19 protein-coding genes are annotated in these 22,060 nt (G+C 71.0%); 10 read left to right on the top strand and 9 right to left on the bottom strand.

What is annotated here, in order from left to right:
* Window positions 1-19: 19 nt before the first annotated feature.
* Window positions 20-853, bottom strand: coding sequence for a D-alanyl-D-alanine carboxypeptidase family protein (locus tag M8H82_RS13440; protein ID WP_374211658.1), 834 nt, complete (start codon window positions 851-853; stop codon window positions 20-22).
* Window positions 854-1,104: 251 nt separating this feature from the next.
* On the opposite strand from M8H82_RS13440, the gene M8H82_RS13435 reads away from it, so the two are divergent.
* Window positions 1,105-1,779, top strand: a complete 675-nt coding sequence (locus M8H82_RS13435) for a GntR family transcriptional regulator (protein ID WP_250073454.1) — start codon at window positions 1,105-1,107, stop codon at window positions 1,777-1,779.
* The gene (locus tag M8H82_RS13430) at window positions 1,776-3,071 is read left to right on the top strand and encodes a nitrate/nitrite transporter (RefSeq protein WP_250073452.1); all 1,296 of its coding nucleotides are present in this window, start codon (window positions 1,776-1,778) and stop codon (window positions 3,069-3,071) included. The genes M8H82_RS13435 and M8H82_RS13430 overlap by 4 nt, the downstream gene beginning before the upstream one ends.
* 36 nt (window positions 3,072-3,107) lie before the next feature.
* On the opposite strand, the gene M8H82_RS13420 is transcribed toward M8H82_RS13430, so the two are convergent.
* Together M8H82_RS13420 and M8H82_RS13415 are read right to left on the bottom strand one after the other, a co-directional pair.
* Entirely contained in the window at window positions 3,108-3,875 is a 768-nt protein-coding gene (locus M8H82_RS13420) for a cyclopropane-fatty-acyl-phospholipid synthase family protein (protein WP_250073450.1), read from the bottom strand.
* A gap of 58 nt (window positions 3,876-3,933) precedes the next feature.
* A complete protein-coding gene (locus M8H82_RS13415) occupies window positions 3,934-4,758 on the bottom strand; it encodes a maleylpyruvate isomerase family mycothiol-dependent enzyme (protein ID WP_250073448.1) in 825 nt (274 codons plus the stop codon).
* A 179-nt stretch (window positions 4,759-4,937) separates the two neighbouring features.
* Between M8H82_RS13415 and M8H82_RS13410 the strand changes: the two genes are divergently transcribed.
* Entirely contained in the window at window positions 4,938-5,711 is a 774-nt protein-coding gene (locus tag M8H82_RS13410) for a carbon-nitrogen family hydrolase (protein WP_250073446.1), read from the top strand.
* Window positions 5,712-5,718: 7 nt separating this feature from the next.
* Here the strand turns inward: M8H82_RS13410 and M8H82_RS13405 are convergent, their stop codons facing one another.
* Entirely contained in the window at window positions 5,719-6,216 is a 498-nt protein-coding gene (locus M8H82_RS13405; RefSeq protein ID WP_250073444.1) for an LURP-one-related/scramblase family protein, read from the bottom strand.
* Entirely contained in the window at window positions 6,213-7,223 is a 1,011-nt protein-coding gene (locus tag M8H82_RS13400; protein WP_250073442.1) for a GlxA family transcriptional regulator, read from the bottom strand. Before M8H82_RS13400 ends, M8H82_RS13405 begins: the two co-directional genes overlap by 4 nt.
* Window positions 7,224-7,275: 52 nt before the next feature.
* On the opposite strand from M8H82_RS13400, the gene M8H82_RS13395 reads away from it, so the two are divergent.
* Together M8H82_RS13395 and M8H82_RS13390 are read left to right on the top strand one after the other, a co-directional pair.
* Window positions 7,276-7,668, top strand: coding sequence for a cupin domain-containing protein (locus tag M8H82_RS13395; RefSeq protein ID WP_250073440.1), 393 nt, complete (start codon window positions 7,276-7,278; stop codon window positions 7,666-7,668).
* A 29-nt stretch (window positions 7,669-7,697) separates the two neighbouring features.
* Window positions 7,698-9,527: an NHL domain-containing thioredoxin family protein gene (locus M8H82_RS13390; RefSeq protein ID WP_250073438.1), complete on the top strand. Its 1,830-nt coding sequence runs from the start codon at window positions 7,698-7,700 to the stop codon at window positions 9,525-9,527.
* Here the strand turns inward: M8H82_RS13390 and M8H82_RS13385 are convergent.
* From M8H82_RS13385 to M8H82_RS13375, 3 genes are all read right to left on the bottom strand, one after another.
* Window positions 9,515-9,772, bottom strand: coding sequence for a DUF6458 family protein (locus M8H82_RS13385; RefSeq protein ID WP_250073436.1), 258 nt, complete (start codon window positions 9,770-9,772; stop codon window positions 9,515-9,517). The genes M8H82_RS13390 and M8H82_RS13385 overlap by 13 nt on opposite strands.
* Before the next feature lie 61 nt (window positions 9,773-9,833).
* Window positions 9,834-11,126 carry a M18 family aminopeptidase gene (locus tag M8H82_RS13380; RefSeq protein ID WP_250073434.1) on the bottom strand — a complete coding sequence of 431 codons (1,293 nt, stop codon included), beginning with the start codon at window positions 11,124-11,126 and terminating at the stop codon, window positions 9,834-9,836.
* Between the two features lie 80 nt (window positions 11,127-11,206).
* The gene (locus M8H82_RS13375; protein WP_250073432.1) at window positions 11,207-13,033 is read right to left on the bottom strand and encodes an acyl-CoA dehydrogenase; all 1,827 of its coding nucleotides are present in this window, start codon (window positions 13,031-13,033) and stop codon (window positions 11,207-11,209) included.
* 170 nt (window positions 13,034-13,203) lie between these two features.
* Here M8H82_RS13375 and M8H82_RS13370 point away from each other — a divergent pair, with 170 nt between their 5' ends.
* From M8H82_RS13370 to M8H82_RS13355, 4 genes are all read left to right on the top strand, one after another.
* Entirely contained in the window at window positions 13,204-13,677 is a 474-nt protein-coding gene (locus tag M8H82_RS13370; protein WP_250073431.1) for an SseB family protein, read from the top strand.
* A gap of 203 nt (window positions 13,678-13,880) precedes the next feature.
* A complete protein-coding gene (locus tag M8H82_RS13365) occupies window positions 13,881-15,827 on the top strand; it encodes a YncE family protein (protein ID WP_250073430.1) in 1,947 nt (648 codons plus the stop codon).
* A gap of 105 nt (window positions 15,828-15,932) precedes the next feature.
* Window positions 15,933-16,904: a pirin family protein gene (locus M8H82_RS13360; RefSeq protein ID WP_250073429.1), complete on the top strand. Its 972-nt coding sequence runs from the start codon at window positions 15,933-15,935 to the stop codon at window positions 16,902-16,904.
* Between the two features lie 73 nt (window positions 16,905-16,977).
* On the top strand, window positions 16,978-18,027 hold the full coding sequence (locus M8H82_RS13355; protein WP_250073428.1) for an AI-2E family transporter: 1,050 nt from the start codon (window positions 16,978-16,980) through the stop codon (window positions 18,025-18,027).
* Window positions 18,028-18,035: 8 nt separating this feature from the next.
* Here the strand turns inward: M8H82_RS13355 and M8H82_RS13350 are convergent, their stop codons facing one another.
* On the bottom strand, window positions 18,036-20,165 hold the full coding sequence (locus tag M8H82_RS13350; RefSeq protein ID WP_250073427.1) for a SpoIIE family protein phosphatase: 2,130 nt from the start codon (window positions 20,163-20,165) through the stop codon (window positions 18,036-18,038).
* Between the two features lie 142 nt (window positions 20,166-20,307).
* Here M8H82_RS13350 and aspS point away from each other — a divergent pair.
* Window positions 20,308-22,060: aspartate--tRNA ligase (aspS, locus tag M8H82_RS13345; protein ID WP_250073426.1), on the top strand; the 1,753-nt coding region annotated here is incomplete at its 3' end.

Genomic DNA, 22,060 nt, shown 5'->3' with positions numbered 1-22,060 from the left:
TGAACGCTCCGATGAGGTGTCAGCTGATCTTGGCGTAGCCGTAGTTGATGAGCTTCTGCACGTCCGTCGTGCGGTTGGCCGCCGAGGACGAGGTGAGCACGGCGCCCATCACGGACTCGCCGTTCTTGGTGGCGGCGAAGACCAGGCAGTACTTGGACGAGGTGCCGGAGCCCGTCTTGATGCCGAGCGTGCCGTTCCATCCGAGCAGCGTGTTGGTGTTCTTCCAGGCCGCCATGGTGCGGATGGAGCCGCTGCTGGTGACCGTCTTCGCCGTGTACGACTTGGTCTTGACGACGGACTTGAAGGTGGAGTGCTTCATCGCGCTGCGGGCGAGCAGCGTCAGGTCCTTGGGCGTCGAGTAGTTCGAGCCATTGCTTATGCCGTCGAACGAGTCGAAGTGCGTGTTCGTCATGCCGAGCTGCTCGGCCTTGTTGTTCATCTTGGCGATGAAGTTCTTGGTGCGGGCCGAGACCGTCGAGCCCGTGCCGAACTTGTCGGCGAGGGCCATGGCCGCGTCGCAGCCGGACGGCAGCATCATCCCGTAGAGCAGCTGGCGGACGGTGACCTTGTCGCCGACGATCAGACGGGCCGACGAGGCGCCCCGGGACACGATGTAGTCGCTGTACGCCTTCTTGATGGTGACCTTGGCGTCCAGGTTCAGGTTCGACTGCGCGAGCACGACCTTGGCGGTCATGATCTTCGTGGTGGAGGCCGTGAGCCGCTTCGTGTTGGGGGACTTGTAGTAGAGCGTCTTGCCGGTGGCGCTGTTCATCAGGTACCCGCCCTTGGCGGTGATGCTGGGCGTCGTCACGGCCTGCGCCGGTGCCGCGGTGAGGGCTCCGGTGACGAACATCGCGCCGGTGGTGACCACGACGGCTGCGGCTCTGCGAACACGGAAGCCCTGATATGCGGTTTTCAACACAAATACCCCGTATGCAGTCGAATGCCCCTGGTGTGCGGCCGAGTTGAAGGGGATGGAGATGGGGCCGCAAGTGTGTGACACCTGACTAGCACAGAAGGTTGTGCGGTTGCAGGGACGAAATCGAAGGTCCGCATGATGAAACGCGCTCCCTCATGCGTACGTGTTGTATCTAAGATGTGCGCATGCCGTCAGCTCCGCCCGCCCCGACCCCCGCCCCCGTCAGGCAGCCGCCCGCCGCCGACCGTGTCTACGCCCACGTCAAGCAAGCTGTCCTGGACCGCCGTTACGAGGGCGGCACCCTGCTCACCGAGGGCGAACTCGCCGAGGCCGTGGGGGTTTCCCGCACCCCGGTGCGCGAGGCGCTGCTGCGCCTGGAGGTGGAGGGGCTGATCAAGCTCTACCCGAAGAAGGGTGCCCTGGTGCTGCCGGTGTCGGCGCAGGAGATCGCCGATGTCGTGGAGACCCGGCTGCTGGTCGAGGAGCACGCGGCGCGCAAGGCGGTGCCCGCCCCCGCCGCGCTCATCGAGCGCCTCGAACACCTGCTCGCGCGCCAGAAGGCCGAGGCCGCTGCCGGCGACCTCGCCGCCGCCGCCGTCACCGACCGCTGCTTCCACGCCGAGATCGTCCGCAGCGGCGGCAACGCGATCCTCTCCCGCCTCTACGACCAACTCCGCGACCGCCAGCTGCGCATGGGCGTCGCCGTCATGCACTCCCATCCCGACCGGATCGCCAAGACCCTCGCCGAGCACGAGGAGATCCTCGACGCGCTGCGCTCCGGCGACGCCGAGCGGGCCGTGGGCGTCGTCCACCGGCACGTCGGCTGGTTCTCGCACCTGGCCCGGGGTGAGGTCCGATGACCGCTGCGGCACTCCCGGGCGACCCCCCGGGCGGTCGGCGCGCCCTCGCCGTGTGGGGCATCGGTGTCTCGGTCTACTTCGTCGCCGTCATCTTCCGTACCTCCCTGGGGGTCGCCGGCCTCGACGCGGCCGACCGCTTCGACGTCAACGCCTCGGCCCTGTCCACGTTCTCGATCCTCCAGCTGCTCGTCTACGCGGGCATGCAGATACCCGTCGGCCTGCTGGTCGACCGGCTCGGCACCAAGAAGGTGCTGACCATCGGCGTCGTGCTGTTCACGGCGGGACAGCTGGGCTTCGCGTTCTCCCCGACGTACGGCATGGCCCTCGCCTCGCGGGCGCTGCTCGGCTGCGGCGACGCGATGACCTTCATCAGCGTGCTGCGGCTCGGCACCCGCTGGTTCCCGGCCCGGCGCGGACCGATGATCGCCCAGCTGGCCGGGCTCGCCGGCATGGCGGGCAACCTGGTCTCCACCCTTGTCCTGGCCCGGCTGCTGCACGGCGTCGGCTGGACCGCCGCCTTCGCCGGCAGCGCGCTCGCCGGAGTCGTCGTCCTCGTCCTGCTGCTGGTCTTCCTCAAGGACCACCCCGAGGGCCACGCACCGGAGCCCGTCCCGCACCAGGGCCTGGCCTACGTCCGGCGCCAGATCGCCGCCTCCTGGAGGGAACCGGGCACCCGGCTCGGCCTGTGGGTGCACTTCACCACCCAGTTCCCGGCGATGGTGTTCCTGCTGCTGTGGGGGCTGCCCTTCCTGGTCGAGGCCCAGGGCCTGTCCCGCGCCACCGCGGGCGAACTCCTCACCCTGGTCGTCCTGTCCAACATGGCGATCGGCCTGGTCTACGGCCAGCTCGTCGCCCGGCACCACGGGGCGCGGCTGCCGCTGGCGCTCGGCACGGTCGGCGCGACCGCGCTGCTGTGGGCGGCGACCCTCGCCTACCCCGCCGACCGCGCCCCGATGTGGCTGCTGATCGTGCTGTGCGTGGTGCTCGGCGCCTGCGGCCCCGCCTCCATGCTCGGTTTCGACTTCGCCCGCCCGGCCAACCCGCCGGAGCGGCAGGGCACCGCCTCCGGCATCACCAACATGGGTGGTTTCGTCGCCTCCATGACGACCCTGTTCGCGGTCGGCGTCCTGCTCGACGCGACCGGCGACGACTACCGGATCGCCTTCTCGGCCGTGTTCGTGCTCCAGGCGCTCGGGGTCAGCCAGATCCTGCGGCTGCGCGGCCGGGCGGCCCGCCGGGAGCGGGAACGGCTGGTGGCGAGCCGGGTGGAGACGGTGCACGTCCCGGCCTGAGCGGGTCCCTCCCGGGCCGCGACCCGGGGCGGGTTCCTACTGGGCCGGGATCAGGGTGAGGTAGGCGATGCCCAGCACCCCGCGGTACGTCATCCACTGGGCCCGGTGCCGGTCGAGGCGCTCCCGGGTCCCGGCCGCCGAGCGGTGCCCGGGGTTCTGCGCGAGCCACACCTCCAGGTCCGCCTGGTAGCCGGACTCGAACTCCTCCCACTCGTCGAGGTTCGCCGTCTCCGTCCACTCGGGCCGGAAACCGGCGGTCACGGCGAGGTCGAGCAGGGTCGCGAGGTCGTGATGGTCCGAGACGGCGGCCCCCGGCCACATCCCGGCCAGCTCCTGCTCGGTCGGTGTGCGCTCCCAGAAACCCTCACCGAGCAGCACCCGGCCGCCGTCGTTGACCAGCCCGCGCAACGCGCGCAGCGCCTCAAGGGTGAACTCGGGCGGCGCCACCGGGCTCAGGGCCTGGCTGGACCCGAGACAGAGCACCAGGTCGGCCGGGCCCAGACCGGCGTCCTGCGCGGACTTCTCCAGGAACTCGACCCGCCCTTCGAGCCCGCGCTCCGCGGCCTCACGGCGGCCACGGGCGAGATCCTCGGCGTTGATGTCGACGCCGATGCCCGTCGCCCCGGGCGCGGCGGCCAGCACCCGCATCATGAACTCGCCCCACCCGCACCCGATGTCGAGCACGGTGGAGGGCGCGTTCCCCGCGACCCGGCGCACCAGCCGTTCGGCCCGCGCCTCGGAGAGGGGGTTGTGGAACGTCAGGCGGCTGAGGCGGGGCGGTCCGTCGATCTCGGTGTCAGTCATGAGGCGCAGACAAGCACCGAACCGACGTACGGCACAAGATCTTTAAGTCGCGGTCCCGCTACTGCGTCACCGTGAAGTTCCGCAGGATCGCCCCCGCCAGCGCCAGGTCGCCCTCCGCCTTGATCCGGTCCGCGACCCCCTCCGGCGTCACCCGGCCGCAGGCCAGCCGTACAAAGGTCTCCCAGTCCAGCGACAGCGCCACCGCGGGCCCCAGCGCGGGCGCCGTCTCCAGCGTGCCCCGCCCCTGGATGTCCACCCGGATCGTGCGCAGGAACTCGACCGGACCGTGCACGTCGAACACGATCGCCGAACTGCGCGGCGCCTCGGCCCTGACCGCCACGATGTCCGGCAGCGCCGCCAGCAGGACGTCCCGCGCCACCTGCGCACCCGGCGAGTCCAGGTTCCCCGGCCGGCCGAGCGCCGCGCGCAGGTCCTGCTCATGGACCCACACATTGAAGGCATGCCCCCGCATGGCCTCTTCGAGGGTCTGCTCGGTGCCCAGCGGGCCGCGCACCTTCGTGCCCGGGTCCCGGGACTCGTTGCGCAACTGGCGGTTGCGGCGGATGACCGTGTACTCCAGCTCGGAGGTCATCTCCGGCGCTGTGTGATGGCGGCGGACGTCGACCTGCATCTCCATGTAGCGCTGCTGGTCGTTGGTGACGTGGAAGAGGTCGCGGGGCAGCGTGTGGATGGGCCGCGGGTCGCCGAGCATCTCGCAGTCCAGGCCGATGACATGGGACACCACGTCCCGGACCGACCAGCCCGGGCACGGCGTGCGCCGGTTCCACTCGCCCTCCACAAGGGGCAGCACCAGCTCGGATATCGCCTCGATGGAGTGGGTCCAGGCGTCGGCGTAGGGCTGGAGGGTGGGATGCAGACTCACGGAACGGGACCCCTCGGCGGTCGGTACACGGGCAGGTGGTGGCGGCGATGCCAGTGGGAGGTGGCTGTCGGCGGGCGTCTTGAGACGTTAAGTTACGCTGCTGAGAGGCACCCCGGCAGTGCTTTCGTGTGACGATCGTAGGCCCGTGTGATCGGGTCGAATGCCAGGACGGTGGTAGTGTGCGCGCCTCTCTGATCCAGATCGCCGTAGACGAGGGCGAATCGGTCGCCTCGCGCCGGGTGCGGACGGCCTCCCTGGTACGGCGGCAGACCGGCTCCGACCTCGTCGTCCTGCCGGAGCTGTGGACCACCGGCGCCTTCGCCTACGAGGAGTTCGCCCAGGAGGCCGAGCCGCTCGAAGGGCCGACCTACGAGGCGATGGCGAAGGCCGCGAGCGACGCGGGCGTCTGGCTGCACGCCGGCTCGATCCCGGAACGCGACCCGGACGGACCGCTGTACAACACCTCCCTGGTCTTCTCCCCCTCCGGCGACCTGGCCGCCGCCTACCGCAAGATCCACCGCTTCGGCTTCGACAAGGGCGAGGCCGTGCTGATGGGCGCCGGACGCGAGCTGGTGACGGTCCGTCTGCCCACCACCACACTCGGCCTGGCCACCTGCTACGACCTCCGTTTCCCCGAACTCTTCCGCGGGCTCGTCGACGCCGGCGCCGAGACCCTGGTCGTCCCCGCGGGCTGGCCGGAGCGCCGCCGGGCGCACTGGACGCTGCTGGCCCAGGCGCGGGCGGTGGAGAACCAGGCGTTCGTGCTCGCCTGTGGAACGGCCGGGACGCACGCGGGAGTTCCGCAGGCCGGTCACTCGATCGTGGTGGATCCCTGGGGCGAGGTCCTCGCCGAGGCCGGCCCCGACGAGGAGGTCCTCACGGTGGAGTTCGACCCGGAGAAGGTCGCGGCCACCCGCGAGCAGTTCCCGGCGCTCAAGGACCGCGTCCTGTGACGACGGCTCAGTCCCCCTCCCGCTCCTTCTCCGCCAGGTGGATCACACACACCGCCACCGCGATCAGCAGCGCCGGATCCGCGTCCTCCCGGACCACGTCCACGCCATAGGTCTCCCGGACGTGCAGCCAGCGGCGGGAGACGACCGCGAGCAGCTCACCGTCGTACTCCACGGCGAACTCCCGGTCAAGGATCCTGCCGCTGACGTCCAGCTCGGTGCTGCCGTCGGCCAGCGCCACCCGGAAGTGGTTGCGCAGCAGGGACAGCCGCTTGCGGCGGATGGTGGCGAGCGGCTCGCCGTCCCGCTCGATCAGCAGGGTGTCCCGCAGGGCGAGCATCTTCTGCCGGATGTCGATCAGGACCCGCCCCTGGGCGTCCTTCAGCTCGAAGGTGTCCCGCAGCCGCATCGCCTTGCCGTCGACGAGGAAGGCCTTGTTGCCCCGGTCGTCCTCGATCCAGTAGTCGTCACCGAAGCCGAGGAGCCGGTCGCGTACGAGGAATCTCATGACACGAGGGCTTCCCCGCCGCGCGGTCCGAAACGCCGCCGGTAGGCCGACGGGCTGAGCCCGGTCTCGCGCCGCACCCGCGCGCGCAGGTTGGCCGCCGTGCCGAGCCCGCTGCGCGCGGCGACGACATCGAGACGCTCCTCCCCGCGCTCGATGAGCCGGCAGGCCAGCGCCACCCGCTCCCCGGTCAGCCAGGCCAGCGGCGTCGTCCCCAGCTGGGTGCGGAACCGCCGGTGGAGCGTGGCCGGCGACACCGCGGCCCGCGCCGCCAGCTCCGCCACCGTCAGCGGCTCGCCCAGCCGCTCCTGCGCCCACGCCAGCAGCGGCCCCAGCGACTCGTCCGGCACCTCGGGCACCGGCCGCTCCACGAACTGCCGCTGGCCGCCGTCCCGGTGCGCGGCGAAGACGAGCCGCCGGGAGACGGCGTTGGCGATCTCGGCGCCGTGGTCCTGCCGCACGAGGTACAGGCCGAGATCGAGCGCGGCGGCGCTGCCCGCGGCGGTGAGGATCCGCCCCTCGCCGATCCGCCCCTCGTCCACGAAGAGCACATCGGGTTCGAGCCGCACCCGCGGATGCAGCTCCCGGAACGCCTCGGCCCACATCCAGTGCGTGGTGGCCCGGCGCCCGTCCAGCAGCCCGGCCTCGGCGAGCGCGAAGCTGCCCGTGCAGAAGCTGACCACCCGCGCCCCGCGCGCGTGGGTGCGGCGGACGGCGTCCAGGACGTCGTCGCCGCGCGGGACGACGTTGTCGGGGCGCCCCGGCACGACCAGGGTGTCGGCCTCGTCCACGGCGTCGAGCCCGGCCGTGCCGGTCAGGGTGAAGAACCCGTGGTTCATCCGCACCGCGCGCGTGGGCGTGCACAGCGTGACCCGGTACAGCGGGACGGGCCGGGCGAGTTCGGGCCGCGGCAGGCCGAACAGCTCGGTGGCGACACCCACCTCGAAGGGGTTGGTGCCCTCGTCGACGATCACGGCCACTCGGTGCGGCTGAGAGGATTCTTGCGCCATGTGCGATTCCTAGCACTCGTGTGCCGTCCCCGGCCAGCCGCACGATGACGGCATGACTCCCGAACCCGTCTCGCTGCCTGCCGCCCTCGCCTCCTTCACCGAGCAGTGGAGCCCCCGTATCGCCACCACGGTCAACGACTACGACGTCCGCGTGACCCATGTGGAGGGCGAGCACCTCTGGCACGTCCACGACGACACCGACGAGTTCTTCCTGGTGCTCAGCGGCGAGCTGCACATCTCCCTGCGGGAGCCGTCCGGGGAGCGCACGGTCGTCCTGCCGCCGCTGTCCGTCTTCACGGTCCCCCGCGGCACCGAGCACAAGCCGTACGCCCCGGTCCCCACCGACATCCTCCTGCTGGAGCCCTCCGGCACCTCCACCGTCGGCGACCGCCACGAAGAGGTGCCCGACCACGTGGACGTCACCACCGGGCACGCGCTCGGCTGACTGTCGGTGCCGGGTGGCACCCTTGATCCATGAGCGACTCCGTCCCCCGCCGCGTCCGCGTCCGCGCCCCGGAGCTGACCGGGCGCGGCGGCTGGATCAACACCGGCGGGAAGGACCTGAGGCTCGCCGACTTCCGGGGCCGCGTACTGATCCTGGACTTCTGGACCTTCTGCTGCATCAACTGCCTGCACGTCATCGACGAACTCCGCGCCCTGGAGCGCCGGCACCCCGACACCGTCGTGGTCGTCGGGGTGCACTCGCCGAAGTTCGTCCACGAGGCCGAGCACCGGGCGGTCGTGGACGCCGTGGAGCGGTACGGCGTGGAGCATCCGGTGCTGGACGACCCGGATCTCGCGACCTGGAAGCAGTACGCGGTGCGGGCCTGGCCCACGCTCGTGGTCATCGACCCCGAGGGGTACGTCGTCGCCCAGCATGCCGGTGAGGGGCATGTGCACGCGATCGAGCGGCTGGTGACGGAGCTGGCGGCCGAGCACGGGGCGAAGGGCACGCTCCGGCGCGGGGACGGGCCGTACGTGGCGCCGGAGCCGGAGCCGACGGCGCTGCGGTTCCCGGGCAAGGCCGTGCTGCTGCCGTCCGGGAATTTCCTGGTCGGCGACACCACCCGGCATCAGCTGGTGGAGCTGGCGCCGGACGGGGAGACGGTCGTGCGGCGGATCGGGCAGGGGGACCACCGGGGGGCGACGGACAGCACCTGGGTGCGCTCACGGTTCAACGAGCCGCAGGGTCTCGCGCTGCTGCCGGACGGGTCCGTGGCCGTCGCCGACTCGGTCAACCACAAGCTGCGGCGCTTCGACCCGGAATCGGGCCGCACCACGACCCTGGCCGGCACGGGCGAGCAGTGGACGCGGGGCGACGCCACCCGCGGTCCCGGCCGGGAGGTCAACCTCTCCTCGCCCTGGGACGTGGCGTTCTGGCGGGGCAAGGTGTGGATCGCCATGGCGGGCGTGCACCAGCTGTGGACGTACGACCTTCAGGACGGCACCGTGGCCGTCGCGGCCGGGACCACCGACGAAGGGCTTGTCGACGGACCCGCCGCCGAGGCGTGGTTCGCGCAGCCCTCCGGGCTCGCCGCCACGGCCGACCGCCTCTGGGTCGCCGACTCCGAGACCAGCGCCCTGCGCTGGCTGGATGCCGACGGCATCGTGCGCACCGCCGTCGGCACCGGCCTGTTCGACTTCGGGCACCGCGACGGCCCTGCCGGACAGGCCCTGTTCCAGCACCCGTTGGGCGTGACGGCGCTGCCCGACGGCTCGGTGGCCGTCAGCGACACCTACAACCACGCCCTGCGCCGCTACGACCCGGCGACCGGCGAGGTCACCACCCTGGCCACGGATCTGCGTGAACCCAGTGACGCGGTGCTGGCCGGCGAGGACATCGTGGTCGTGGAGTCGGCCCGGCACCGGCTGACCCGGCTGCGGCTGCCGCAGGAGGCGGTGCGGGTGAAGTCCGTCGCCCACCGCACGCGGCGCGCCCCCACCGAAGTGGCCCCGGGCGCGCTCCGGCTGGACGTGGCCTTCCGGGCGCCGGCCGGCCAGAAGCCGGACACGCGGTACGGCCCCTCGACCCGGCTGCTGGTTACCGCCACTCCGCCCGGGCTGCTGCTGCGCGGCGAGGGCGCGGACACGGAGCTCTCCCGCACCCTGCACCTCGATCCCGGGATCGAGGAGGGCGTCCTGCACATCTCGGCGACGGCCACGTCCTGCGACGACGACCCCGCCAACCCCTATCCCGCCTGCCATGTGCACCGGCAGGAGTGGGGCGTGCCCGTCCGCCTCGTCGAAGGCGGAGCGGACCGCCTGCCCCTGGTGCTCACCGGCCCGGACGCTCAGGCGCCGTAGCCGTTGTTGTAGCCGTCGTTCCGCCGGTGGTGGCCCCCCTCGTCGATGACGGTCGGCGGCGTGGTGGGCGGTACCACCACCCGCCTGCGCCGGGCGATGCTGCTGAATGTGGTGACGCCGATCAATCCGACGATCATCAGGATGACCCCGACGAGGTCGAGATTGACCCCCTCCATGTCCCAGTCTGTCGCGAACGTGAGGATGGCTCCCACGGCGATGAGGATGATGCACCCGCCGAGGCCCATGAGTTGTCGCCTCCCTGTCCGGTGGTTCCGGTCGCCTGCGGGTACCCCGTCCTGCCGCGAACTACCCCTCCAAGAAGGCCACCAGCGTGTTCGCCAGGAGGAACGGGTCGTCGGCGCCGCACAGTTCGCGTGCGCTGTGCATGGAGAGGATCGCCACGCCGATGTCGACGGTGCGGATGCCGTGCCGGGCCGCGGTGATCGGGCCGATGGTGGTGCCGCAGGGCATGGAGTTGTTGGAGACGAAGGACTGGAAGGGCACCCCGGCGCGCTCGCAGGCGGCGGCGAAGACCGCGCGGCCCGAACCGTCCGTGGCGTAGCGGTTGTTGACGTTGACCTTGAGGATCGGGCCGCCGTTGATCCGCGGGTGGTGCGTGGGGTCGTGCCGCTCCGCGTAGTTGGGGTGCACGGCGTGCCCGGTGTCGGAGGAGAGGCAGACGGTCCCGGCGAAGGCACGGGCCTTGTCCTCGTACGACCCTCCGCGCGCGAACACCGAGCGCTCCAGCACTCCGCCGAGCAGCGGTCCGTCCGCGCCGGTGTCGGACTGCGAGCCGTTCTCCTCGTGGTCGAAGGCGGCGAGGACGGGGATGTACGGCAGGTCCGGGCCGGCCACGGCCGTCAGCGCCGCCACCGCGGCGTGCACGGAGAGCAGGTTGTCCATGCGGGGCCCGGCCAGCAGGTCCCGGTCGCGGCCGAGGTAGGCGGGCGGTTCGACGGAGTGCACCATCAGGTCCCAGCCGGTGACCTCGCCCGCCGTGAGTCCGCTCTCCTGCTCCAGGAAGGCGATCAGGTCGCCGTCGCGGACGTCGTCGCCGAGTCCCCAGACCGGCTGGAGGTGGCGCTGCTTGTCCAGCTTGAGGCCCTCGGAGGAGACCGCGCGGTCCAGGTGGATGGCGAGCTGGGGGACGCGCAGCAGGGGCCGGTCGATGTTCACCAGCCGGGTCGAGCCGTCGCGCAGGGTCAGCCGGCCGGCCAGGCCCAGGTCGCGGTCGAGCCAGGAGTTGAGCAGGGGTCCGCCGTAGATCTCCACGGCCACCTGCCGCCAGCCGTGCGACCCGGAGTCGGGCAGCGGCTTCACGCGCAGGTTGGGGGAGTCGGTGTGCGCGCCGACGATCCGGAACGGGGTGTGCGCGGCGGCGCCCTCGGGCACGTACCAGGCCACGATCGCGCCGCCCCGTACCACGTACTTGCCGCCGCTCGTCCCGTCCCAGGCGTCCGTCTCGGCGACCTGGCGGAATCCTGCCTTCTCCAGCCGCTCGGCGGTGGCCGCCACAGCGTGGTACGGCGACGGTCCGGCCGTCAGGAAGGACATGAGGTCGTCGGTGTGGCCGCGGTCGAAGCGGGAGGGTTCGCTCATGGGGTTCACCTTAACGACGTACCAGGGCCCGCCTCCCGTTGATGCGGAGGGCGGGCCCTGGTGGGAAAGGGGAGTTGGGGCTAGAAGGCGGCTTCGTCCAGCTCCATCAGGTCGAGCTCGACGCCCTGGGCGAGCTTGCGCGCGCCGGTGACGCCGGGCAGGACGTTGGCCGCGAAGAACTTCGCCGCCGCGATCTTGCCGGTGTAGAAGGGCTTGTCCTTGGCGGAGGCCGTCTCCAGCTTCTCGGCCGCCACGGCGGCGCCCTTGAGCAGCAGGTAGCCGACGACGACGTCACCGGAGGCCATCAGCAGGCGGGTGGTGTTGAGGCCCACCTTGTAGATGTTCTTGACGTCCTGCTCGGTGGCGGCCAGGTCGGTCAGCATCAGGCCGACGATCGCCTCCAGCTCGACGGCGGCCTTGGCCAGGTGCTCGCGGGCGCCGGCCAGGTCCTCGCCGCCGGTGCCGAGCGCCAGGAACTTCTTGATGTCCTCGGCGAGGCCGTTCAGCGCGGCGCCCTGGTTGCGGACGATCTTCCGGAAGAAGAAGTCCTGGCCCTGGATCGCGGTGGTGCCCTCGTAGAGGGTGTCGATCTTGGCGTCCCGGATGTACTGCTCGATCGGGTACTCCTGGAGGAACCCGGAGCCGCCGAAGGTCTGCAGCGACTGCGCGAGCTGCTCGTAGCCCTTCTCGGAGCCGTAGCCCTTCACGATCGGCAGGAGCAGGTCGTTGAGCGCGTGCTCGGCCTTGGCGTCCTCGCCGGCGGCCTCCTTGACGGCGATGGCGTCCTGGATGGAGGCGGTGTAGAGGACAAGGGCGCGCATGCCCTCGGCGTACGCCTTCTGCGTCATGAGCGCGCGGCGCACGTCGGGGTGGTGGGTGATGGTGACCTTGGGCGCGGTCTTGTCCATGAAGTTCGCGAGGTCCGGCCCCTGGACGCGCTCCTTGGCGTACTCCAGGGCGTTGAGGTAGCCGGTGGAGAGCGTGGAGATGGCCTTCGTGCCGACCATCATGCGGGCGAACTCGATGATGCGGAACATCTGGCGGATGCCGTCGTGCTTGTCGCCGATCAGCCAGCCCTTGGCGGGGTGCCGGTCACCGAAGGTCATCTCGCAGGTGTTGGAGGCCTTCAGGCCCATCTTGTGCTCGACGTTGGTGGCGTAGACGCCGTTGCGCTCGCCCAGCTCGCCGGTCTCGAAGTCGAAGAGGTACTTCGGGACCAGGAAGAGGGACAGGCCCTTGGTGCCGGGGCCGTGGCCCTCGGGGCGGGCGAGGACGTAGTGGAGGATGTTCTCCTCCATGTCGTGCTCACCGGAGGTGATGAAGCGCTTCACGCCCTCGATGTGCCAGGAGCCGTCCTCCTGCTGGACCGCCTTGGTGCGCCCGGCGCCGACGTCGGAGCCCGCGTCGGGCTCGGTCAGCACCATGGTGGAGCCCCAGGTCCGCTCCACGGCGATCTGGGCGATCTTCTTCTGGACGTCGTTGCCCTCGTCGAAGAGGATCCCGGCGAAGGCCGGGCCGGAGGAGTACATCCACACGGCCGGGTTGGCGCCGAGGATCAGCTCCGCGTACGACCAGATCAGCGACGGGGGAGCGGTGGTGCCGCCGATCTCCTCCGGGAGGCCGAGACGCCAGTACTCGGACTCCATGAACGCCTTGTAGCTCTTCTTGAAGGACGCGGGGACCGGCGCGGTGTTCGTCTCCGGGTCGAAGACCGGCGGGTTGCGGTCGGCGTCGGCGAAGGACTCCGCGAGGTCGTTCTCCGCGAGGCGGGTCATCTCCTCGAGGATGCTCTTCGCGGTGTCCGTGTCCATCTCGGCGAAGGGCCCGGTGCCGTACAGCTTGTCGCGCCCGAGCACCTCGAAGAGGTTGAACTCGATGTCGCGGAGATTCGACTTGTAGTGCCCCATGGCGACGGCTCCGTTAAGAGATCGGCGAGGCACTGGATCCTCGCGCTAGTTCACGTACCAACAAGTAGCTCCGATGATGCTACCCGTCGGTAATAAGACGCAACCTCGTTCCGGCCATCTGTGACGGGTCCCACCGGAACCGGGGCCGCCCGCTCGGTACGCTTGCGCCCATGTATGGATACGGCCAGCCCATGGATGGCGGCGCCGCACAGCAGGGGTACGCCCCGCCGCAGCAGCCCATGTCCGGCGGATACGGCCAGCAGGCGCCGCTCTATCCCGAGCCGTCCCCGCCCTCGCTCGCGGACGCGGTGCGGGCCTTCACCACCGGGCAGCTGTCGGCGGAGGACTTCCAGCAGGTCTTCGCGACCTCCAAGGTCTACTGTCCGCGCGGCGACAACCCCGGGTTCCTCGCCCTGCACAACACCCAGCAGCCGGTGATCCCGATGTTCACCTCGCTCAAGGAGCTGCGCCGGTATGCCGGCAAGGAGTCCAAGTACTTCGTGATCACCGGCGCCGAGGTGATCGACCTGCTGCCGACCGGTTACGGCTTCGTCCTCGACATGGAGGGCGAGCACCGCATGGTCTTCGACGCGAAGGCGGTCGAGCAGATGGTGGACTTCGCGATGCGCCGGATGTACGGCTAGCCGGACCCCACCGGACCCACGGCCCGCCGGGCGGGGAGCCGGAATATCCCCCTCCCCGTTGTCACAGGCATGCCATAGAGTGCCCCCTGGCAGCCGCGCCCCGCACGTCACCGCCTTCCCGCGGTCCACGTCCGGGTGCCGCGCGGCGCTCTCATCACCTCCCGGCATCGCCGGGACTTCTGTGGGGGTTCATCACTGTGCGCATGCGCAGCACTTCGGCCGCGACGGCACTCGCGGTCCTGTTCAGCTCGGCGGCGCTGAGCGTCGTGGCCGCCGGTCCCGCGTCGGCGGCCACCGCCGTGGTCGGCACGCCCGGCGGCATCGTCGCGGACGGCGTCCACCAGCGGGTCTTCCTCGGTGACCGCACCGCCGGCACCATCGTGGCCGCCGACTACTCCGGCGCCGTGCTCGAATCGGTGAGCGGCGTCCCCGGCGTCACCGACCTCGCGCTGTCGGACGACGGCAGCACGCTGTACGCGGCCTCGCCCGAGCTGCACGAGATCGTGGCGCTGGACGCGGCCACCCTCGATGTGAAGGCCCGCTACACCGTCGCCACCACCGACGGCCCGCGCTACGTGGCCTTCGCCGGCGGAAAGGTCTGGTTCAGCTACGGCGACCAGTGGGACGGCAACCTCGGTTCCGTCGACCCGGCGGTGGACCCGGCGAGCGGCGCCGACCCGGTGGCGCTGGCCCAGGTGCCGACCGCGGACACGGGCTCGGGTCTGTGGGGGCAGGCCCTGCTGGACACCGACCCGCTGCGGCCGGGCCTGCTGGCCGTCGGCGAGACCGGGGACTCCACGGGCACCGAGGCCGTCCTCGACGTGTCGAGCGGCACGCCGGTGGTGACCGCCTGGCACCACGACTCGTACGCCCTGAACGACGGCGTCGGGGACATCGACCTCGCCGCGGGCAGCGACCAGGTGCTGATCAACGGCACCGACCGGCACGCCTGGGCGAACGGGACCCTCACCAAGGCCGGTGCCTACCCGGCCGGGCAGCGGGCCGACATCGACCGCGTCGGAAACGTCGCCCAGATCTCGGGCACGAAGGTCGCGATCTACCGGCCGAACGCCACGCAGCCGGTGCGGACGTTCAGCATGGGCACGCAGGGCGCGGTCGAGGTGGCCTGGGCCCCGGACTCCTCCCGGCTCTTCGCCCTGGTCCCGAGCGGCGGCGGCTACGCCCTGAAGGCGCTCACCCAGCCGACCCTCAACGCCCCCACCCTCACGGTCAACGCCCCCTCGACCGCCACCCGGGCCAAGTCGCTCACCGTCACCGGCAAGATCTCGGCAACGGTGCCGCTGCCGGCCGGCGTCCAGCTGAGCGTCACCCGGACCGACCTGGAGAGCCCCGGCGGCAAGGCGCTGGCCCCGGTGACGGTCAAGGCCGACGGCACGTACTCCTTCACGAACACCCCGCCGGCCGGCGGCAAGGTGAAGTACACGGTGAAGTACGCGGGCGACGCCACGCACACCGCGGTGAGCGCCTCCGACACCGTCGAGGTCTCCCGGAACTCGACCTCGCTCAGCCTGAACAACAACGGCAAGCTGTACAGCTACGGCGCCGACGTCCGGTTCACCGCGCATCTCGGTACGACGTACAAGAACCGCTCGGTGGAGATCTGGGCCAATCCGTACGGCACGGACAAGCCCAACAAGCTGATCAAGAGCGGCACGGTCAACTCCGACGGCAACATCGCCGCCTGGGTCGACATGACCCGGGACACCACCGTCACGGCGGTCTTCAAGGGCGACGCCCGCTACAAGCCGAAGACGGTGAACGTCACGGCGTACGCCAAGGTCAAGATCTCCACCGCCGTCTCCAAGCACTACAAGACGGCGAAGATCGGGACGACGACGTACTACTGGTTCCGCAAGAGCACCGACCCGCTGCTCACCACGACGATGACCTACTACCCGGGCCGTCAGCAGCGCTTCGACCTCCAGGTCTACCACCAGGGCACGTGGTACTCGGCGGACTCGCAGTACTTCCCGCTCGGCACCGCCGGGAAGTCGGCCGTGACCCTGGGGGCGCCTGGTGAGGCGGGCATCCGGGCGCGGATGCGGTCGGTGTACGTCAACGGCTCGTCCGGCGACAGCGTGAACTCGACGACGTACGGGTCCTGGAAGTACCTGTACTTCAGCAACTGATCGCGAACTGATGGAGCCCGGAGGGAATGCCCTCCGGGCTTTGTCCGTTACGGGTGGCAGAAAGTTCAACGCTCAACTAAACTGGACGCACAAGGAGGTACCGACATGCCTGCAGTGACCGTCGAGAACCCGCTGACGCTGCCCCGTGTCGCCGCACCCGCGGCGGCCGTGGCCCGTCCCGTGCTCACCGTCACGACCGCGCCGAGCGGTTTCGAGGGCGAGGGCTTCCCGGTGCGCCGTGCGTTCGCCGGGATCAATTACCGCCACCTGGACCCGTTCATCATGATGGACCAGATGGGTGAGGTGGAGTACCAGCCGGGCGAGCCGAAGGGCACTCCCTGGCATCCCCACCGCGGCTTCGAGACCGTCACCTACATCATCGACGGCATCTTCGACCACCAGGACAGCCAGGGCGGCGGCGGCACCATCACCAACGGCGACACCCAGTGGATGACGGCCGGCTCCGGTCTGCTGCACATCGAGGCGCCGCCGGAGCACCTGGTGATGTCCGGCGGTCTCTTCCACGGCCTGCAGCTGTGGGTGAACCTCCCGGCCAAGGACAAGATGATGCCCCCCCGCTACCAGGACATCCGCGGCGGCAACGTGCAGCTGCTGAGCACGCCCGACGGCGGCGCCCTGCTGCGCGTGATCGCCGGTGAGCTGGACGGGCACGCCGGTCCCGGCATCACCCACACCCCGATCACGATGGTGCACGCCACGCTGGCGCCGGGCGCGGAGCTGACCCTGCCCTGGCGCGAGGACTTCAACGGCCTGGCGTACGTCCTGGCGGGCAAGGGCGCGGTCGGTGCCGAGCGCCGTCCGATCCACCTGGGCCAGACCGCGGTCTTCGGCGCCGGCGGTTCGCTGACCGTCCGCGCGGACGGGAAGCAGGACTCCCACACCCCGGACCTGGAGGTCGTCCTCCTCGGCGGGCAGCCCATCCGGGAGCCCATGGCCCACTACGGCCCGTTCGTCATGAACACCCGCGAGGAGCTCCAGCAGGCGTTCGAGGACTTCCAGAAGGGCCGCCTCGGCACCGTCCCGGCCGTCCACGGGATGACCGAGGGCGGGCTGTAGGCACCGGCACTCTCCTCACCCGGGTGGGTCCGCCGGAAGGTGGGCCCACCCTTCGCGTGATCGGGTGGGGAGGGTGCAGGACTCCCGAGCGCTGCTTCCCGAACCCGTGCGGCGGGTCGGGGCCTGGTGTGCCGTGATCCTGCTGGTCGCCGGGGTGGTGTACGTCGGCATCCGGCTGTGCGCGGAGTTCCGTACGGCCATCGTGCCGGTGCTGCTCGCGCTGCTCGGCAGCGCCCTGCTCGGGCCGTTCCACCGGCGCCTGGTCAAGGCGGGCGTCAACCGGTCGATCGCGGCCGCTGTCACCTGCGTCGCCGTGGTGGCCGTGGTCGGCGGGGCCGTGTACCTCGTGGTGGCCGCGCTCGTCGACTCCGGTGACGAGATCGTCGCCTCGCTCCGGACCGCCGCCGAGGATCTCGCCGATCACTTCGGGGCCGCCGGCACCTCGCTGGACGACATCGCCTCCAACGCCCGGGGACTGCTCTCCCGGTTCGGCGGCACCGCCGCGTCGGGCGTGATCAGCGGGGTCAGCGTCGTCGGCGAGACCATCGCCATGGCCGTCCTGGCGCTGCTGCTCGTCTTCTTCTTCCTGCGCGACTCCGACCGGGCCGCCGGCACCCTGCGGACGATGGCGCCGCGCGGGACCGCCGACACCGTGGAGGCGATGGCGCGGCGGGCGTTCGAGGCGGTCGAGGGGTTCATGCGGGGGACCACCTTCATCGCGTTCATCGACGCCATCTGCATCATGGTGGGCCTGCTGATCCTGGACGTGCCCGGCGCCGTCGGCCTCGGCGCCCTCGTCTTCGTCGGCGCCTACATCCCCTACCTCGGCGCCTTCCTCTCCGGCGCGGTCGCCGTCCTCGTCGCGCTCGCCGACCGGGGATTCGTGATCGCCCTGTGGGCCCTCGCGGTCGTGCTCGCCGTGCAGATGCTGGAGGGGCACGTGCTCCAGCCGATGATCCAGAGCCGCACCGTGCAGATGCACCCGGCGGTGGTGATGCTGACGATCACCGCGGGCGCCTCGGTGGCCGGCATCCTCGGGATGCTGCTGGCGCTGCCGCTCACGGCGGCCGCCTTCGGGATCGTCCACGAGCTGCGTGCACGCCACACCGCACCCGAGCCGTAGCCCTCGGCCTACGTCCCCGTCCCGCCCGCTTCGGTCAGTTCGAACCAGATGCTCTTGCCCTCGCCCCGCGGATCCACCCCCCAGGTGTCCGCGAGCAGCTCGATCAGCATCAGGCCCCGCCCGGAGGAAGCCAGCTCGCCGGGGCGGCGCTTGTGCGGCAGGTCGTCGCTGATGTCGGTGACCTCCACGCGCATCCGGCGCCCGCCCGCCTCGCCGCGCACCTCGGCCAGCAGCAGGGCGTCGGCGTCGGTGTGCACCAGCACGTTCGTCAGCGTCTCGGACAGCAGCAGCACGGCCGAGTCGACCTGGTCGTCCGAGGGCCAGTCGTGCAGCAGCTCCCGCAGGTGCTGCCGGGCCACCGCGACCCGCTCGGGCTCGTCCTGGGCCACCGTCAGCATCGTCCGGCGCACGGCGGGCCGCACGGCGACGGACTCCCCGCAGCCGCAGCCCTCCCCCTCGCGGCACAGCAGCACCACCGCTATGTCGTCCTCGCGCCGGTCGGCCAGCGGGCCGGTGGTGTGGTGCGAGGAGGGCCCGTGCACCGCCTGCAGCAGGGCGTCGGCCAGTTCCTCGGGGCCGCCCCGGTGGTCCTCCAGGATCGAGCGGATCCGCTTCCAGCCGCTCTCCATGTCGTGGCCGCCGGTCTCGATCAGACCGTCGGTGCACAGCAGCATCGTCTCGCCCAGCTCCATGACGACCCGGGTCGTCGGATAGTCCGCGTCCGGATCGATGCCGAGCGGCAGCCCGCCCGCCGTGGGCCGGGTCAGCACCGTGCCGTCCGAGAGCCGGATCGCCGGGTCCGGGTGCCCGGCGCGGGCGATCTCCAGCGTCGCCGTCGCGGGGTCCACCTCGACGTACAGGCAGGTCGCGAAGCGCAGGTCGAGGGAGTCGGGGTCGCCGTCCGCCATGCCGTGCAGGAAGCGGGAGGCGCGCGAGAGCACGGCGTCCGGGCGGTGCCCCTCGGAGGCGTAGGCGCGCAGGGCGATCCGCAGCTGGCCCATCAGCCCGGCGGCCCTCACGTCATGGCCCTGCACATCCCCGATGACCAGGGCGAACCTGTCCCCTCCCGGCAACGGGATCATGTCGTACCAGTCACCGCCGACCTGGAGACCGCCGCCGGTGGGCACATAGCGGGCGGCCACGCTCATCCCCGGTATCTCCTGCGGGGCGAGCGTGGGCAGCATCGAGCGCTGGAGCCCGTCGGTGAGCTCCCGCTGGGTCTCCGCGGCCCCGGCCCGGGACAGCGCCTGGGCCAGCATCCGGGCCACCGTCGTCAGCACCGAGCGTTCGTCGGGGGTGAAGGCGACCGGATAGGTGAACGCGGCCATCCAGGCGCCCATCGTGCGCCCGGCCACCGTCAGCGGCAGGAACGCCCAGGAGCGGCGGCCGAAGTGGGCGGCGAGCGGCCAGGTCAGCGGGTAGCGGGAGCGGTACTGCTCGGCGGAGGAGAGATAGACCGCCCGGCCGGTGCGCACCACCTCGGCGGCCGGATAGTCGGTCTGGAGGGACATGTGGGAGAAGGGGCCCTCGTCGCCGGGCTGCTGCCCGAAATGGCCGATGATCGTCAGCCGGTCGCCCTCCACGCCGAACACCGCGAGCCCGTCCGGGGAGAACCCCGGCATGGAAAGACCTGCCGCGACCCGCAGCACCTCCTCCGTGGAGCGCGCCTCCGCCAGCGCCCGGCCCGCGTCCAGCAGGAACGCCTCCCGGGAGCGCCGCCAGTCCCCGGTGACCGCGCGCCGCCCGGCGGGGGTGCCCGGCGTCGGCTCGGTGACCTCCTGGAGGGTGCCGATCACCTCGTAGGACCGCTTCTCGGCGTCGAAGCCGGGTTTGAAGCGGCTGCGGGTGATGCGGACGACCTCGCCCCGCTCGTCCATGATCCGCACCCGTACCTCGCCGAGCGTGCTCTCGGCGACGGCGAGCTGGATCACCCCGGTGATCTCGTTCCAGTCGACCGGGTGGAGACGGGCGCGCACCTCGGACTCCCGGAGCGTGGCCGGCTCCGCGGGCAGGCCGAGCAGCCTGGCCGCCTCGGCGTCCACCGTGACCAGGCCGGTGGCGGTGGACCAGTGCCATTGGCCGGTCGCCAGAGCGGCGAGTACCTCCGCCACGGCGGGCAGGGGCTCCCCAGTGCGCATTGACCCACTCTAAGAACAGGAGATCGAAGGCTGCCACCGAAGACCGCCGACAATGGTGGGGAGCCGATCATCGCGTGCCCGGTACGCTGGGGGTGTTTCACGTGAAACACGACCCCGATCCGCGAAGACTGGATGAACGACGATGCATCGGTACAGGTCCCACACCTGCGGCGAGCTCCGCGCCTCTGACGTCGAAAGCGACGTCCGGCTGAGCGGCTGGCTGCACAATCGGCGCGACCTGGGCGGCATCCTCTTCATCGATCTGCGCGACCACTACGGCATCACGCAGCTCGTCGCGCGTCCCGGCACCCCCGCCTACGAGGCCCTGGACAAGCTGTCCAAGGAGTCCACGGTCCGGGTGGACGGCAAGGTCGTCTCCCGCGGCACCGAGAACGTCAACCCCGACCTGCCCACCGGCGAGATCGAGGTCGAGGTCGGCGAGGTCGAGCTGCTCGGCGCGGCCGCCCCGCTGCCGTTCACGATCAACACCGAGGACGGCGTCAACGAGGAGCGGCGCCTGGAGTACCGCTTCCTCGACCTGCGCCGCGAGCGCATGCACCGCAACATCATGCTGCGTACGGCGGTCATCTCGGCGATCCGGCACAAGATGACGGCGCTGGGCTTCAACGAGATGGCGACCCCGATCCTGTCCGCGACCTCCCCCGAGGGCGCCCGTGACTTCGTGGTCCCCTCCCGGCTGAACCCGGGCAAGTTCTACGCCCTGCCCCAGGCGCCGCAGCAGTTCAAGCAGCTCCTGATGATCTCGGGCTTCGACCGCTACTTCCAGATCGCACCCTGCTTCCGCGACGAGGACGCCCGCGCCGACCGGTCGCCGGGCGAGTTCTACCAGCTCGACGTCGAGATGAGCTTCGTCGAGCAGGAGGACGTCTTCCAGCCGATCGAGAAGCTCATGACGGAGCTGTTCGAGGAGTTCGGCGGCGGCCGGCCCGTCACCTCCCCCTTCCCGCGGATCCCGTTCCGCGAGGCGATGCTGAAGTACGGCTCCGACAAGCCGGACCTGCGGGCCCAGCTGGAGCTCGTCGACATCACGGACGTCTTCGAGGGCTCGGAGTTCAAGGCGTTCGCCGGCAAGCACGTGCGCGCGCTGGCGGTGCCGGACGTCTCCGCGCAGCCCCGGAAGTTCTTCGACCAGCTCGGTGACTTCGCGGTCTCGCAGGGCGCCAAGGGCCTGGCCTGGGTGCGCGTGGCCGAGGACGGCTCGCTGTCCGGCCCGATCGCGAAGTTCCTGACCGAGGAGAACGTCGCGGAGCTGACGAAGCGGCTGTCCCTGGCCGCCGGTCACGCCGTCTTCTTCGGCGCGGGCGAGTTCGACGAGGTCTCGAAGATCATGGGCGCGGTGCGGGTGGAAGCCGCCAAGCGCGCGGGTCACTTCGAGTCGGACGTCTTCCGCTTCTGCTGGATCGTCGACTTCCCGATGTACGAGAAGGATGAGGAGACCGGGAAGATCGACTTCTCGCACAACCCCTTCTCGATGCCGCAGGGCGGCCTCGACGCCCTGGAGAACCAGGACCCGCTGGACATCCTGGGCTGGCAGTACGACATCGTCTGCAACGGCGTCGAGCTGTCCTCCGGCGCGATCCGGAACCACGAGCCGGAGATCATGCTCAAGGCCTTCGAGATCGCGGGCTACGACCGCGAGACCGTCGAGGAGCAGTTCGCGGGCATGCTGCGCGCCTTCCGCTTCGGCGCCCCGCCGCACGGCGGCATCGCCCCGGGCGTCGACCGCATCGTGATGCTGCTCGCGGACGAGCCCAACATCCGCGAGACGATCGCCTTCCCGCTCAACGGCAACGCCCAGGACCTGATGATGGGCGCGCCGACGGAGCTGGACGAGACCCGGCTGAAGGAACTCCACCTGTCGGTGCGCAAGCCGC

This window comes from Streptomyces sp. YS415 (assembly GCF_023544665.1).
Taxonomy (GTDB): Bacteria; Actinomycetota; Actinomycetes; order Streptomycetales; family Streptomycetaceae; genus Streptomyces.
The sequence above is the reverse complement of the archived record's forward strand: the minus strand, read 5'-3'. Positions and strand labels throughout refer to the sequence as shown.